Origin of the sequence: Gottfriedia acidiceleris, assembly GCF_023115465.1 — a bacterium.
Taxonomy (GTDB): Bacteria; Bacillota; Bacilli; order Bacillales; family Bacillaceae_G; genus Gottfriedia; species Gottfriedia acidiceleris_B.
This window is the reverse complement of sequence record NZ_CP096034.1, coordinates 844,261-860,582: the sequence shown is the minus strand read 5'-3', so window position 1 is coordinate 860,582 and position 16,322 is coordinate 844,261. Positions and strand designations below refer to the sequence as shown.

Below are 16,322 nucleotides of genomic sequence, written 5' to 3'. Positions count from 1 at the left end.
GTAATAAGTTTGGGCACCAAATAAGGTGCCCTTTTTTGTTTATTGAGTTTGTTTTTTGCCCTTTATAAATGAACATAAAATTAATACAACTAACATTCCTAAACATACAAAAATACTTAATCTATTCTGTTCATTGAATGCAAATGCTATACAGCTCATACCTAATGCAATTACTGTAAATGATGTTACGTACGGAAATCCCCATACTTTAAAGTGTGGCATCTTAGTATAAGTTTTACGAAGCTTTAATTGTGCTAAACAAATGCTGATCCATACTAAAGAAACTGTAAATCCTGGGATTGCCATTAAATAACCGAATACGCGATCTGGAGAAAAATAAGCTACAAAAGTGCCCCCAATCAAAATAATTGCACTTACAATAACAGTATAAATCGGTACACCATTTTTAGAAATTTTTGCAAAAACCTTTGGCGCTTCTCCCTCAGTTGCTAACGAATACATCATACGAGTACAGCCATAAATACCTGAATTTGCAGCAGATAATACCGCCGTAATCAATACAAAGTTCATAATATGAGCTGAACCTTGAAAACCTACTGTTGATAAAACTTGAACAAATGGACTTTCCTGATTACCAATTTCATTCCATGGAATTAATCCACAAATAATCAGAATTGGAAGTGTGTAGAATAAAACAATTCTCCAAATAACCCCTTTTATAACTTTTGGTATTACTTTTTCAGCATCTTTTGTTTCTGTTAAAGTCAATCCAATTAGTTCTGAACCACCGTAAGAAAAAATGACGATTAATAAAGCAGAAAATACTCCTGACCAGCCATGTGGGGAAAATCCTTTATGCTGAACATAATTATGAACATAACCACTATGATCACTTGGAATAATTCCAAATAAAATTCCTGCGCCTAACGCAATAAATAAAACAATCATTGTTATTTTAATTCCTGCAAACCAGAATTCTATTTCACCATATCGTTTCACATTCATAAAATTAACAGCCACAATAAAAATAGCACTAATAAAACTTAAAGACCATAACGACATTGAAGGAAACCAGTATTGTAGAAAACTGCCGGCTGCGATTACTTCAATAACACAAACAACTAACCACATAAAGCAGTACAACCAACCAATTACGAAAGACACTCTTGTACCAAACGCTTTACGTATAAATCCTTTCATATTCAAACCTGGAAACGCAATAGCCATTTCCGCAATCGCACTCATCACAACAAGAAGTAATAATCCAGCAAACAAATATGAAAAAATAACTGCAGGTCCTGCAATCGATACAGTTTCTGATGTTCCTTTAAAAATACCAGTGCCAATTGCTCCACCGAGTGCCATGAAACGGATATGTCTTGGTAGTAAATTTTTTTGTAATTCCATTTTCTATCTCCTCTTTCTAGTTTTTAATTTTATTAAAAAAAAATCGCCCCTGCCACTAACGACAGGGACGATTTTCACCGTGGTACCACCCTAATTGCAGAATTAAATCTGCCACTTGTTTTATTTAACGATCGATGACCGTCTTTTTCAAAGTAAATGTCGACCTTTACTTCGAAAAAGAAGCTCCAGGATTGTAATTCATGCTTATTTTTGTACTGATTCACACCATCCACCAGCTCTCTTAAACAGTGAAACAAACATTACTGTATTCCCTTCATTGCATTTTCTATATTCAGTTTTAAACTAATAAAAAAGTCCCTACTGATTGTATCAGTAGGGACGAATTATTCGCGGTACCACCCTAGTTGCAGAAATATTCTGCCTCTTAAGAATTTGATAACGATCAAATTTGACCGTTTTCCCCTCAGTAAAGATAAACCTTACTTCGAAAAAAATAGCTCCAGGACCGAAATTCATCCTTATCTTTGTACTGATTTCCACCAACCATCAGCTCTCTATTACATTGAGATAAGTACTACTTAAATTCCCTTCATTGCTTAAAACTATATTAATCTACCATTAGTAGCTTGTTTCTTTTTTAATATGTTTTGTATTATAGGGGTTATGTCATAACTCTGTCAACATCTTTTTATTTCATTTTGTTCAACCACTATACAAAATGCTAGTTTAAATAGTTTGTAAGCTAATATAATATAATTATGAAAAATGGAGGGATTAAAATCATGCTAAACATACGAAATGTAAGATTGGAAGATTTGACTGAACTAGTAGAAATTGAGAATCTTTGTTTTTTAAAAGAAGAGGCAGCAACAAAACAGGCATTCGAAAAACGCATTAACATAATTCCCGATAGTTTTTTTGTAGCTGAGGAAAATGGTAAAATAGTTGGTTTAATAAACGGTCCTGTTATAAATGAGACTTTTATTACAGATGATTTATTTAGCGAAATTAAAAAAAATCCATCTACTGGTGGCCATCAAAGTATCTTAGGCATAGCAGTTGCACCACAAAACCAAAATAAAGGGATCGCATCAAAATTGCTTTCTCATATTGAAAAAGTTTCAAAAGAAAATAAACGTGATTCAATAACTCTTACATGTAAAGAAAACTTAATTCATTTTTACGAGAAACATGGCTTCATCAATAACGGGATTTCTAGCTCAACACATGGTGGAGTAAAATGGTATAACATGATAAAAAAACTATAATAAGAGCCTTATTACAGTTTTATCGTGGGCTATTTGATAAACCAGAACTCATAAATAATTAGCGGAAAAATAAATGAAAGCTACCAACAATTCTTATTTAAATGTTGGTAGCTTTTTTATCTTTTTTAATTATGATTAGTTGTAACAATGTATAAGGGAGAATAACATAACACAACACAATCATATAAAAAAATTATAAATTTACATGAGAGACATGAAGAAACCGAACTTTAATTTAGAAGATTATTATGAAATACATATAGAAGAACGGTTTACTAGTTCTGAAATTAGGGATTACTGTCCAGTTGCAACAAGCGTAAAGAAGGAGTATTTTCAGAAATTAGTTGAAACATTCAAATTCCTAAAAGAGAATTTCTTTTTAATTTTATACAAGTTTTATACAAAAAAAGACGGGAAATAAAATAAGTAATGCTCTTGGAAGGCTTGCTATTATGTTAACTTCACATGAATACAATATGCATAATTTTTATTCTTTTTTGGAAATGTAAAATTGTACCATTTATAAGAAGAAATGTGGAAAAATGAAGTAATGAGCATTCAGAAAGTAGTAATCCTGAATTGGTGAATAAGGAGATGACCTGCGATGATTACTAGCCCCAAAGACCGTATTACAACAATTCAAGTAGTTGTTATCATTATCAATTATATACTTGGAACGGGAATTCTGACCTTGCCACGAACAGCTACAGAGAAAGTGAAAACACCAGATACCTGGTTAACTGTAATTTTAGGCGGGCTGATTGCGATGGTGGCAGGAGTTATTATGGTCAAATTAGGACAACGGTTTCCAGGAAAAACCTTTTATCAATACAGCCAAGAAATTGTAGGGAAATGGATGGGTAAGTTACTAAGTCTAATCCTTGTATGTTATTTTGTAATGATGGGTGGATTTCATATCCGTGCATTAGTAGAAGTAACAAGTTTATTTTTGTTGAAAGGTACCCCATCTTGGGCCATCGCGATGCCATTTATGTGGACAGGTCTCTATTTAATTATGGGCGGCATAAATCCGATTGCCCGTCTGTTTGAAATTATTTTCCCCATTACGGTCGGCGTTTTTTTGGTGGTTGCTTTTATGAGTTTTAAAATATTTGAAGTGGATAATCTGCGCCCGGTACTGGGGTTGGGGATCATGCCCGTACTAAAAGGAATCAAAACAACGGCTCTCTCATATATAGGTTTTGAAAGCCTGTTGATTATAATGGCGTTTATGAAACAGCCAAACCAAGCAGTAAAAGCTGTTTTAGTTGGAATTTTCATCCCACTGATCTTTTACGTGATAACTATCGTAATGGTCATCGGTGCACTATCCGTCGATGGTGTGGTAACCAAAACTTGGCCAACGATTGATCTCATGCGAGGTTTTGAAATGCCTGGTTTGCTATTTGAACGGTTTGAGTCTTTGTTGCTTGTAATATGGATTATGCAAATGTTTACTTGCTTTAACGTTAGTCATTATGCTGCTTCTTTGGGGCTTGCCCAACTCTTTAAAAAAAACATTCATCCATTTATGTTTGGCTTGCTTTCGGTTATTTATATCATTTCCATGACCCCGAAAAATACGAATGACCTATTTAAACTTGGGGATACGATGGGCAATGTTGCGTTTTTTTTATTTGGTATACAACCGCCGCTACTTCTGCTTGTCTTAAAATTGAAAAAGAGGATGTATAAAGTAAAATCATAACAAAGTATGGTTTCTTTTAGTCTTACTGTTAGTTCTTTAGAATATGGTTCAATTTTTTCAAAAAAACTAGAAAATGTTTATAAAAAATTTGTAATTAATTATTTTAAGCGTTCGTTAGCTGAATACAAATTGCCTAACAAAAAAAAGCACCTCCACAGGTGCTCTTACTATCTTTTCCGATTATACTTCTCAAAAATAATCGTCTGAACCTCATATTTCTTTCCGTTCCAATCATATAAAAGCTTCAAATTTCCAATTGCTCCGCCACCGTCGGTTGAAATCATTACGACAGCATCGGCAACTAGTTTTTTCTTCTCAACAATATAGTCCACTGGCACGTGGGTATATACACTATCGTCAGAAGACGTATCTTTAAACCCTAACGATTTCAAATTAACTTTATAAGTTTTTTGTTTAGTTGTGATCGTTACTATATCTCCTTTTTTCTCCATTTCCACAAGACGTTTAACGGCCTCAGGCACCGATTCAATTGGAACTTCCTTATATTCTTCGCTTTGGTCATCGTTCGTACTAATTTGCAATAAATGAATCGGATCATTAAAATTATCCAATACGATAATAACTTCATTTTGTTTATCTTTATTTAAATCCTCACTAAATATTTTCGTACCATACTTCCCACTTTTCCATGTTGGGAAGTGATATAAAAAACCTTCATTTCCAATTTGAACATCAAAATTTCGGTATTCTTTCTGATCAATTCGATCAGCGATTAAATAGATATTTTCCTGCCACACATCACTTGGAATCCCATTCATAACCACTCGTTCAGCTTGTCGCGCACTTACGGAAGAACAAGTAAAAAATGTAAAAGTACTGATTAAAACAACGATTAAACGTCGTTTCATAAAAACACCACCTTTACCATTAAGTTGTCCTAATATGGAAAATATAACCTCAAGCAAAAGGATTTGCCTATTCACCTTCTCCACAAAAAAAGAGAGCTGCAAAAGGCAACTCCCTGTAACTTAAGAATTTATTCCAGCAGTCTGTCCCTGCTCCTGCAATATTTCTCCCTTAATTCTTCTTTCTAATGCAGGAGTAATTCGTACAAATATAAGAATACCGATTACACCTAAACTTGTTAAAAAGAAAGATGTCGCGAAATTCGATAAGTATGCACTAAGTGAAACGGTTATTGAGCAAATAAACATCGCTAAATTAAATGTTAAACCTGCAACCGCCATATAGGAGCTCCTTGTTTCGTCAGCTGGTAAGTTAGCCATATAGTTTTGTTGAACTGGTACTCTTAATACTTCCGCAACTGTTGCGATGAACATTGCTATAAATAATAGCCAAATAGAGTTACTATATGAAATCACAGCATATCCACCAACAAATGCAATACAACTCCAAATTAATGTTTTTCGATCATCCAATTTCCCTACTATTTTAGAAGCGAAAAGTGCCATGACAACTACTAGTATCGTATTTTCTGTACGCAGAAAACCATTCATCTCGATTCCACCAAATGTCCAGTTCAATAAATGTTGTGTGTGGAAATCATTCGCTAATCGAATACTTATATAATTTGTTAATTGGAATTCCATTGAAAGCACTAGCAAACCTGCTAGTACATAAAGAATAAAGAGCTTATCTTGAAAAACATCACGATAATTAGAAATCATTTTTTGAGCATGATGAGCAATTGTCTTTGTTTCCGTCTTTTCAGTAATTAAGCTTTCTTCAACAAAGAAGGTAATTAAGACCCATGTAACAAGTGAAGCAACTGACAGAGCTAATAATAATTCAAATAAATATGATTTAAATAAAAATCCTCCAAGCATGCCACCAATCGCAATTGATAAATTGTTCGACCAGTACATGATTGAGTACATAAGCTTTCGTTCCTCTGGCTTACTCACATCTATTAACATTGCCTGGTTAGCTGGCCCTGCTAGTCCCCAACAAATACTATTTAAAGTCATCATAAAGAATGTAATAAGAGGTGATGTAAACCAAGGTGAATTACAAAGCATCATCGTAATAAACGCAAGTAACCGAATTGTTTCGGCAAACACCATCGTCTTTTTTCGGCCAAACTGATCTGAGAAATATCCACCAAAAAAGTTCATAATAATGCCGACAAATACATTTACAAGCAAAAGTAATCCTGCTTGTTTTACCCCAAAATGCTTTGATAAATAAATCGCCATAAATGGAAAAACCATACTTCCAATTGACGAACTTAAAAACGATTCGAGCAATCGAATTTTTATATTTTTATGAAAATTAAGTATCCCCAAACTCTTTCAACCTCTCTTTAACTATTGAATCCCCAACGTTTTAAATTAGTACTAGATTGACTGATTATTTGCATGAAAATTCCCCCTTTTTAAATTTTTCACTTAATTAGCATAGCAGTTATTTCCGATTATGCCAATATGCAACCCTAATACTTTTTCCCTATATAAATGAGAAAAATTGGAATGCCGAAAGTAAACTAATTTGACTTGTTTCAAACCTGAATGAGGATTGTTTTGTATTGCTCCAAGTTCATAAAAGATAGCAGCCTCACTATTTTCACCACATTTCTTTACATTAGTGCCTTCGATGTAAAATTCCTGATTCTTTCACTTACTGCCCAACAAAATATCTAATTTAAATAACATTTTTAGTAAAAAATAACTAAATTTACGTATTCTGAATACTACATATTGAAATGAATATCTAATTAGACTATTATCTAATTAGACGAATATAAAAGCAGGTGTATATTAAGTGCAATTAAGTAAAATTGTAGATTTCCATAAAGCTTTAGGTGATCTTACTCGTGTACGCATTATTGCTTTACTTCAGCAAGGTCATTTAAGTGGGCAAGAAATTGCCAGTAAATTAAGTCTTAAACCCCCAACAATTACCCATCATATGTCAAAGCTTAGAGAAGTTGGTCTAATTAAGGAGCGCCGAGATAAAAATACAATCTACTTCTCTCTAAATACAAAAATTTTAGAAATGAATGCGAAAGCTATTTTTACAGTAGGAACAGGAGGAGATTCCAATATGGAAATGTCAGTTACTGAAAGTGAACGCTCAAGCATTATCAATAATTTCTTTACTAAGGAAGGCAAACTTAAAATCTATCCTGCTCAGCGAAAGAAAAAGCTTGTCGTTTTAGCGCATATGATTAAAGGTTTAGAATTTGGTAAAGTTTATCAAGAAAAAGAAATCAATGAATATTTAAAGGAATTTCATGAAGATTACGCTACTTTGAGACGAGAGCTCATTATGTGTCAATATATGTATCGCGAAAATAATCAGTATGAATTAAATCCAGTTGAATTATGGTGGTTGAAATAAAACGGAATTTCTCATCTTAATAAGCTCAATTAATGACGATTAAATAATATTAAAAAGTGTTCCCTGAAGGAAGTATCATTTGTAAGTTCCTCCTTCTAAGAACACTTTTTTTATTTAAAATGGAAACTTGATGAATTTTTCATAAACAAAATATCCCATAAACTCCCTTTAAAATTAACTTGTGAGTTATGTATCCAGCTTGCAAGTTACAATATTTGCTATAAACAAGAATGAAAGAATTAATATACTTTCGCTTTGATATAGAGTTGCGCAAATTCCACTTGATTCATAGACTCTTAGAAAAGTTTAAATAAGGCAAGATCTTTTGTAGATCGAGTTTATTCTAGTCTGGCGAAATTCGGTCATTCTATTAAGTAAAGATTGTATACACACACTAGGATACAAAATGAAAAATAAAGGGGGATTAACTCGTTTTTAGTAACAGAAAGGATATTTCTAATGATTCTAAAGGGAGGAATACAATGAAAAATAGTTTCAAAGTTTTAAATGTGTTAGCTGCTACTTCACTTATCTTTGGTATTTCCCAGTCAACGGCGACAGCAAGTCCAGATACTGCAACTTCAGAAGCTAAGTTAAACCAACAAACCTCTTCTCCATCACATATCGTTTCTACTAACACAATAACTTTAATTACTGGTGACGTAGTAATCCTTAATCGCTACTCTGATGGAAAATTAGCTGGTACCCTGCAGCCTAAAGAGGATGGTATGCCAATTTCGTATACTACCAAACTAGTTAATGGAGACTACTATTTAATTCCTGATAAAGCCGTAGCTTTCCTAGCTTCTGGCCAATTAGATGAGGAGCTATTTAATATTACAAAATTGATTGAGTATAAGTATGATGATGCTCATCGCTCAAGCGTACCTTTAATTGTAACGAAGGAATCTAAAAATGTTTCTCAGTCAACTAACAAAGCCGTCTCGACTGGGGCTACACGACAGTTAAATCTCCCTAGTGTAAATGCTGTTGCAGTAAATACTGACAAAAAGCAGACTGCTAAATTCTGGGATGCAGTTGATGGAGAGGCAAACGTAAAATCGTCTCAAGTTGAGTTAACTGAAGGTATTGAAAAGATTTGGTTAGACAAGCCAGTAAAAGTTGTACTTGATAAGAGTGTTCCACAGATTGGTGCGCCTGTGGCTTGGGCCTCTGGATATGACGGAAGAGGCATAAAGGTCGCTGTTTTAGATACGGGTATAGACTCGAACCACCCTGACGTTAAAGCCTCTATAAAAGAGGCGAAGAATTTTACCGATGAGGCCGATTTTATTGATCACCACGGTCATGGTACTCATGTAGCCTCGACTATAGCTGGATCTGGCTCCGCCTCTGGTGGACGGTTAAAAGGTGTTGCACCAGGTGCAGACCTTTTGATTGGAAAGGTACTCAACACTAGTGGTTCCGGTGAAGAATCTTGGATTATTGCTGGGATGGAATGGGCTGTTAAGGAAGGCGCTGATATCGTGAGCATGAGCTTGGGAAGTACTGAGGCGAGCGATGGTACGGATCCAATGAGCCAAGCAGTCAATCAATTAAGTGAATCTAGTAACACTCTATTTATCATCGCTGCAGGTAATGCAGGGCCAGGTAAAAAAACTATAGGGGCACCAGGTGCTGCTGAAAAAGCATTAACAGTTGGTGCAGTTGATAAGAATGACCTTTTGGCCAGCTTCTCCAGCCGTGGACCGATCATTGAGAATTACAGAGTTAAACCTGAAATTACAGCGCCGGGAGTCGGAATCGTGGCTGCTCGTGCTGCTGGAACTGCTATAGGTACAGTTGTAGATGACTATTACACGTCTCTCAATGGTACTTCAATGGCTACACCACATGTTGCTGGTGCTGCAGCGATTCTACGTCAAAAATACCCTGACTGGTCAGCTGACCAAGTCAAGCAAGTATTAGTTGGAACAGCAAAACCGCAAACAACTTATTCTGCTTACCAACAAGGTGGAGGACGAGTAGATATCGCTAATGCTCTTAACGCTAATGTTTATAGTAGCCCTGCAGTAGTTAGTCTAGGAAGTGCAATGGCAGAAGGCCAACCGATCGAAAAATCCTTTAAATATGTCAACCCATCCAATAGTGATGTCACATTATCGCTTAGTATGATCCCTAGAGGAGAGACTGGGGTTGTAGCACCTTCTGGTATGTTTACACTCAATAAATCAGGGGTTACTGTACCAGCTCATGGTAGTAGCGAAGTAAAGGTTACTTTTAATCCATCTTTTGGTACTGCTGGGGATTATAAAGCAGTTGTCACAGCTACTGGAGACGACGGAAAAAAATTTAACACTACAATCGGTGCAACGAAGACAGAACCATTAGTCAATTTAACCGTTTCGACAATTGACCGAAATGGAAACCCAGGTGGCACCGCAACGACTGTGGTAGCTTATAATCTGGATACAGGACGAGTTTACGAAGTTATTCCGAAGGCTGACCAAAAAGGAACCGCAAATATCGAGGTAAATCCTGGTAACTACTCGGTTATGGCTAGAGTCGTAACAACAGATAAGTATAATACTTTTGGAGAGTCTGTTACATTAGGTGGAAATCCTAATATTGAAGTTACGAAAAACACCAATATGACAGTAGACGCTCGATTAGGTAAAGAGATTGATGTTCTTACCCCTAATGAGTCAGAAGCTCATGGATACAAGATTGGATTTTTCCGTCAAGGTCAAGATATTACTAAAATGCCTACAGCATATTTTTGGAGTGGTACCAATTCTTTTATCTTCCATGCATATGTAATCCCAAGCAAAAAAGTGGATGTGGGCAAACTTGAGTTCATGTATGACACGAGGCGTTATGCTCCAGTTATTCGCGCATCCTATGTAGATTCTGCCCAAACTGCGATTCCGCTTCACCCAGTCATTTATGCGCAAAGATTGGACGGACAAAAAACACTACAAGCAATTAATGTAGGATCTGCACATGCTGACGAAATCGCTAAGGTAGATATCTCCGGAAAGCTCGCGATTATTAAGCGTGATATCAGTATGAAATATGCCGACCAAATTGCGGAACTTGCAACGGCTGGCGCACAAGGAGTCATTATTGTGAATGATCGACCTGGATTATTCACAAGCATCCTTCCAAATTTTGCGGGATCTGCAATTCCTGCTTGGTCACTTGACCAAGACGAAGGTAAAGTATTGATTAAGCGAGCTACCGAGGAAAAAGTTATGATAAAACTTGATGGCATTGCAAACAGTCCTTATGCTTACAATGGTTCGTTATATGTTAAAGGGGAGTTGCCTTCCAAGCCAGTTATCAATTTCACGAAGAAGAATTCGAAAATCGTGACAAACAACTACTTTGGTAAAGAAGGTATTATTGGTGACACAAACCCTGTGTTACGCCCTTGGCAGGATATTACAGTCGACACAGTTGACTACTTCCCTTCTCAATTCCAACGGGAAGAGTGGTATAGTACTGGTTCAGAATATCCAGCGATGGATCAGGTTCGTTTTTTGCATAATGTATTTCCAAACAACAAAAATATCTCCTATGCGTTGAGCGGTCCATGGGATAAATATTTTACTCCTAACACACGAATTACAGAGAACTGGTTTGAGTCAGCGCAAGGACCTGGAATGGAATCATCTAAAGCCTACCGAGATGATAATCTAATGACACTACACATTCCTAATATTGGTGATTCAGACGGTTCACATTATGGTTGGTTCAACAGGAACGGAGAGACTAGTTCTGCGACGCTTTTAGCAGATGGTAAAGAAATCTATAATAGTAAAAACATTACGCAATATGGTCCAATCACTGTTGACGAAAAAGCGGCAACCTATCAACTAAAGGTAAACGGTACCCATAACGGTACAGGTTGGTTCCCATGGGCTACATCGATCAGTACAAACTGGATATTCCAATCAGCTAAGCCAACTAGTGGACGTTCAGTATTACCATTACTGTGGCCTAAATATGACTTAGGGGTTGACCTAGGGAATTCAATTTCTGGAGGAAGACCTAATAAATTTAACGTTTCTATAGTTACTCAACCTGGAGCAGATGTTCATGACATTGTTCAAACGGAAATGTGGACTTCAATTGATGATGGTACTACATGGATTCCTGCTATAGTTAACAAACGGAACGAGAATAAATTCAATATTACTGTGAATCATCCTGACTCAGGGTATGTATCAATTCGCTTGAAAGCATCTGACTCTGCAGGCAACCAAGTAGAGCAGACAATTCTTCGAGCTTATTCACTAAAAACACCGGACAGATATCCACCAATTCAAGATTAAAAATCAGCTATTTTGAAATTCGTGTTATTTGCTCATGAAAGAAGATGAACTCTATCTTTTGTAGATGTTCATCTTCTTTTTTATCTTTTTATGCGTTGAACAATAAACAAAAAAGCACCTCGTCACATCATATATCGGTGATAGCGCGAGGTGCTTTTTCAATATTTATTATTTACTTGGATTTGTAGAAATATATTTCTTAACTACTTCCATTACATACTCCTGACAAGCATCAGCTGTAGTAGGATTATATTTACCGCCGTTTGTTTTATTGTTTGATAATACGCGAATTCCTAAGAAAGCTACATTATATGCTTGAGAGATTTGAGCTGCAGCTGCGCCTTCCATTTCTTCTACTGAAGTTCCGTATTTAGTATGGAACCATTTAATGCGATCAACTTCATTGTTCCAAACGTCTGCAGATCCGATTGTACCTTCTACAACCTTACCTTTTGTGTATTTGTTTTTCACAGCATTTGCAGCTGCTAATAAATCTTTATTCCCTTCGTAAAAACGTGGTTTTTCAGCATTTGGATCTTCACCTGCACTGCCTTCTGAAGCCATTAAGTCCATTGGTTTCCATTGAGTAGCATCAATACCTTGGTTTTCGTCCTTCGTTTCTGTTTTTAAAGAACCAATATTAGTTGTATTTTTACCTAATACGATATCAAAAACATTTAAATTTGCATCATGACCACCAGATGTACCTTGGTTAATAATTGCGATTGGTTTATATTTTTCAATTGCAATCGCTGTAGCAGCAGCAGTGTTTTCCATACCTTTACCTGTTTTTGCTACAATAACTGGATAATGATCTAAAGTACCTTTGTAAAATACGAAACTACCTGATTTTTCAATTTTTACATTTTTTAGCTGACTTGCAAACTTTTCAGCCTCAATTGGCATTGGTCCCTCAATTATAATTGGCTTAAGATGTTTAGTTTTTGCTTCTGCAGTGTTCGATTTAAAGTTATAACCTACAGATACAGAAATTAATAGTGCCGAAATGATTCCTAATAAACCGTATTTTTTTAACAATGTCTTTTCCCCCTTGATGATGATCACACTCGATGTTTTAGTCAAAAAAAATGGTCTAGAAAAAGTAGAATATTTCTACCTTCTAGACCTACGAAAGTTAAAGTATAGATCAGCAATAAATGCTAATCATTATTATTGGTTACAAAAAATAAACCAATTATACTTTAACCCGTAGTCTAGTTCTTTCGTTGGGAACCAGGTAGAAACGCTCAGACCATATTACTGAGCATATACGAGTAATGTTTATGAATGATTACACTGCTAATATATCAAACTTGAAATATATTTTCAATATAAAACCTGAACTTTTTTTATTTAAAATAACAATAATGTTCGTATTTTATAGAAAACATTCAATTTAATTTGTATAAAACAATGGTTTTTTGTTTTTTTCAGAAATAACCGAAATGAAATTTCATTTTTTAGAATTCAAATTTTATTGGTCTTAAAAATAATTCCTCTAATGTGTCTTGCGCATTTTTATGTTCATAAATAATTTCAAACAATGCGTTACAAATCGGTAGTTCAACATCATACTGGTCAGAAAGTTCCTTTAAAGCCTTAACTGTAGAAACCCCTTCGGCTAATTTATCAAAAGGTTTTTCTTCAACAAATGCCTGTCCAAACTTTCGATTATGACTATGCATTGAAAAGAGTGTTGCCTCGTAGTCTCCTAAATGACTTAAACCGGAAATTGTTAAATCATTTCCACCCATCGCTCTTATTAAACGAGAAATTTCTCTAGTGCCTCTAGCCATCAATGTGCCTTTTAAACTACTATATTTCAATCCATCTAGCATTCCTGCAGCTATCCCCATCACATTTTTTGTTGCAGCTCCAATTTCATTACCAATTAAATCTTGGCCGTAATAAAATCGGATTAACTCGCTGTTAAATGCTTTAGCAATTTGTTTTGTTACTTCAATATTCTCCGAACCAATGACCATGCAATTTGGTATATTTCTTACAAAATCCTGTACATGGCCAGGTCCTACCCAAACCGCTACATTGCTATTTTTCCCAACCTCTTCACGAAAGACTTGTGTGAGTCTTTTTCCAGTAGTAGATTCTATGCCCTTCATACAGAGGATAAAAGTTTTACCTTGTATTTCATTATATTGACTTAAGCGGTTTGTAAATGTTCTTAGCTCTTGGGCACTAATAGATATAATAATGACTTCTGCAAATAATAATGCACCTTCTAAAGAGCTCGTTAATTCAATTCCATCTGGTAAGCTTAAATAGTCATTTTTTCTTGTCTGTTTTAAGCCATTAAAATTTCTAGAGCTTTCTCTTCCCCATAAAATTACATCGTGGCCAACTCGATTAGCGTACCAGGCTAAAAAAGTTCCCCATCTACCGCAGCCTAAGACAGATACATTCATTCATTACTCTTCCTTCCAAAATTTATTATCGAGTAACTGGACTAAACAAAAAAACAAACAAGAAGTCTAATTAGGTAACCTATTAGACTTCTTCGGATTGCTGAAAAATGTGTTTGTCAATTAGGCTCTTAATAAGTCGGTTGTTACTGAAGCCTGTTATGAGTAACCTTTTTTTCTTTTTGCTTTATTACTTCCTCTTGAACCCCTCATGGGTAACCTAATGCTATTTTACAAAGTCCAATTAATAAGTAATCCTGCATGAGTTAATCCACCACCAAATCCATACAGTAATACCTTATCTCCATATTTAAGTTTTCCTTCCTTTACTCCCTTAACTAAAGATAATGGAATCGTGGCTGAGGATGTATTTCCGCAATCTACTAAGCTATTTAATGTTTTTTCGATTGGGAATTCACTTCTTTCGCAGATTGATTCAATCATTCTTAAATTTGCACTATGTGGAACAAACCAATCGACTTCATTTAATAAAGTGGATCCATTGTTTAGTACAGCTTGCATTCCCTTTGGTACTGTCGTAACTGCCCATTTATATACTTCGCGTCCATTTTGAATGATATTATTGTTATTAATTATTTCTTCACCGAATATTTGATTTGATAAATTTGAACAATATAAATGTTTTCCTTTTTCGCCTTCTGATCCTAGGTATGAGGAAATGAAGCTAGGTTGTTCTTCGTCATACTCTACTAAAGCCGCACCAGCGCCATCACCAAATAAAATGCAAGTAGTGCGATCTTCATAATCAGTTATTTTAGACAAGGTTTCTGCTCCAACTACTAAAATTTTTCGATTTAATCCGGATGTAACTAATCCATTTGCCATATACAAACCGTAAGTAAAACCTGCGCAAGCAGCATTTAAATCAATTGCCCCAGCATTTTTTATCCCAAGCTTTGCCTGAATAATCGAAGCAACACTTGGCGTTTTGAAATCTGGCGTTAACGTACAAACGATAATCATATCAACATCTTCAACAGACTTATTGTATTTTTCCATTAAGTCTTTAATTGCCATAAAACTTAAGTCACTTGTATATTCATTTTCATTTGCAATTCTTCTTTCTTTAATCCCTGTTCGCTTAACAATCCATTCATCATTTGTTTCAACTATTTTTTCTAAATCCTTATTTGTTAATACTTTTTCTGGTACATATGAACCTATTGCAGTGATACGTGCTTTCGAATTTTGCATTATGGTCACCTCAGTCATATTTTTTAATATCTTCCCAATATTATATCACCAGATATTAATACTAGGTACTAATTTTATTTTAAAATTTTTTCATTTTTTTGATTTAGGGGAGATTAAACTAAATAAAGTTGCTACAACAGCAACTTTATTTTAAGAATTTACAATTCTAGTGTCATAAAAACACTATTAGGGTCTTCTTTATAATCAGCAAAGGGCTTACAATACTTAAAACCAAAGAGTTCATATAGTTTTTTTGCTGGATCGAATGCTTCCATTGAACCTGTTTCTAAACTTATTCTCTTGTAGCCTCTACGTTTCGCCTCTTCGATGATGTGTTGAAGCATATGTCTTGCCACACCTTTTCTTAAATGAGCTGAAGATGTTCTCATTGATTTTACTTCCCCATGTAAAGGGTCAAGTTCTTTTAGAGCTCCACATCCAACTAATTCATTTTGTTCCCATACACTCCAAAACGTAATTTCCGGTTTCTTTAATCCTTCAAGATTTATAGCATGTATGCTTTCAAGTGGAGAATGCTGTGTCATACCTTGTAGATGCTCACTAATCAACATAGCAACTTCAGTTCCCGTTAAATCATCAATCTTAATATCCACGTAATGACCACCTCATTCCTTTTTTTATGATTGCTATTATTATACTAAATTTTGATAAACTTCTAGCTAGTTTTTTAGTCAAAAAAAATTACTTAATTAACTCTTAAATAAAATAGAATTTTATGGAAAAAATAAATAATCTAGAAGAA

The 16,322-nt window shown here is 35.0% G+C and carries 11 protein-coding genes, 1 riboswitch and 2 other annotated features; of the genes, 4 read left to right on the top strand and 7 right to left on the bottom strand.

Translation table 11 applies throughout. From position 1 onward, the window contains the following. Nucleotides 1-39 precede the first annotated feature (39 nt). Complete coding sequence (locus MY490_RS04035) at nucleotides 40-1,368, bottom strand: amino acid permease (protein ID WP_248268086.1); 1,329 nt, start codon at nucleotides 1,366-1,368, stop codon at nucleotides 40-42. A 60-nt stretch (nucleotides 1,369-1,428) separates the two neighbouring features. Continuing rightward, nucleotides 1,429-1,655 (bottom strand) — a binding site (T-box leader). A 45-nt stretch (nucleotides 1,656-1,700) separates the two neighbouring features. After that, nucleotides 1,701-1,931 (bottom strand) — a binding site (T-box leader). A gap of 180 nt (nucleotides 1,932-2,111) precedes the next feature. Here MY490_RS04035 and MY490_RS04030 point away from each other — a divergent pair. Both MY490_RS04030 and MY490_RS04025 read left to right on the top strand, forming a co-directional pair. Then, complete coding sequence (locus tag MY490_RS04030) at nucleotides 2,112-2,597, top strand: GNAT family N-acetyltransferase (protein ID WP_248268085.1); 486 nt, start codon at nucleotides 2,112-2,114, stop codon at nucleotides 2,595-2,597. 604 nt (nucleotides 2,598-3,201) lie between these two features. Continuing rightward, nucleotides 3,202-4,305 (top strand): spore germination protein, encoded by a 1,104-nt coding sequence (locus MY490_RS04025; protein ID WP_248268084.1) that lies wholly within the window; start codon nucleotides 3,202-3,204, stop codon nucleotides 4,303-4,305. Nucleotides 4,306-4,472: 167 nt separating this feature from the next. On the opposite strand, the gene MY490_RS04020 is transcribed toward MY490_RS04025, so the two are convergent. Next, nucleotides 4,473-5,174 (bottom strand): hypothetical protein, encoded by a 702-nt coding sequence (locus tag MY490_RS04020; protein ID WP_248268083.1) that lies wholly within the window; start codon nucleotides 5,172-5,174, stop codon nucleotides 4,473-4,475. A gap of 120 nt (nucleotides 5,175-5,294) precedes the next feature. Continuing rightward, nucleotides 5,295-6,572, bottom strand: a complete 1,278-nt coding sequence (locus tag MY490_RS04015; RefSeq protein WP_248268082.1) for an MDR family MFS transporter — start codon at nucleotides 6,570-6,572, stop codon at nucleotides 5,295-5,297. A gap of 475 nt (nucleotides 6,573-7,047) precedes the next feature. Here MY490_RS04015 and MY490_RS04010 point away from each other — a divergent pair, with 475 nt between their 5' ends. Continuing rightward, a complete protein-coding gene (locus MY490_RS04010; protein WP_248268081.1) occupies nucleotides 7,048-7,626 on the top strand; it encodes a DUF2087 domain-containing protein in 579 nt (192 codons plus the stop codon). A gap of 482 nt (nucleotides 7,627-8,108) precedes the next feature. Continuing rightward, nucleotides 8,109-11,924, top strand: a complete 3,816-nt coding sequence (locus tag MY490_RS04005; protein ID WP_248268080.1) for a S8 family serine peptidase — start codon at nucleotides 8,109-8,111, stop codon at nucleotides 11,922-11,924. 168 nt (nucleotides 11,925-12,092) lie between these two features. On the opposite strand, the gene MY490_RS04000 is transcribed toward MY490_RS04005, so the two are convergent. The 4 genes from MY490_RS04000 to MY490_RS03985 all read right to left on the bottom strand — a co-directional run bounded on the left by MY490_RS04000 (nucleotide 12,093) and on the right by MY490_RS03985 (nucleotide 16,173). Beyond that, the gene (locus tag MY490_RS04000) at nucleotides 12,093-12,917 is read right to left on the bottom strand and encodes a 5'-methylthioadenosine/S-adenosylhomocysteine nucleosidase (protein ID WP_432707063.1); all 825 of its coding nucleotides are present in this window, start codon (nucleotides 12,915-12,917) and stop codon (nucleotides 12,093-12,095) included. Between the two features lie 197 nt (nucleotides 12,918-13,114). Continuing rightward, nucleotides 13,115-13,218: riboswitch (purine riboswitch) on the bottom strand. A 166-nt stretch (nucleotides 13,219-13,384) separates the two neighbouring features. Further along, complete coding sequence (locus MY490_RS03995) at nucleotides 13,385-14,347, bottom strand: NAD(P)H-dependent glycerol-3-phosphate dehydrogenase (protein WP_248268079.1); 963 nt, start codon at nucleotides 14,345-14,347, stop codon at nucleotides 13,385-13,387. A 228-nt stretch (nucleotides 14,348-14,575) separates the two neighbouring features. Next, nucleotides 14,576-15,559 (bottom strand): ketoacyl-ACP synthase III, encoded by a 984-nt coding sequence (locus tag MY490_RS03990; RefSeq protein ID WP_248268078.1) that lies wholly within the window; start codon nucleotides 15,557-15,559, stop codon nucleotides 14,576-14,578. 158 nt (nucleotides 15,560-15,717) lie between these two features. Next, entirely contained in the window at nucleotides 15,718-16,173 is a 456-nt protein-coding gene (locus MY490_RS03985) for a GNAT family N-acetyltransferase (protein ID WP_248268077.1), read from the bottom strand. Nucleotides 16,174-16,322: the final 149 nt, after the last annotated feature.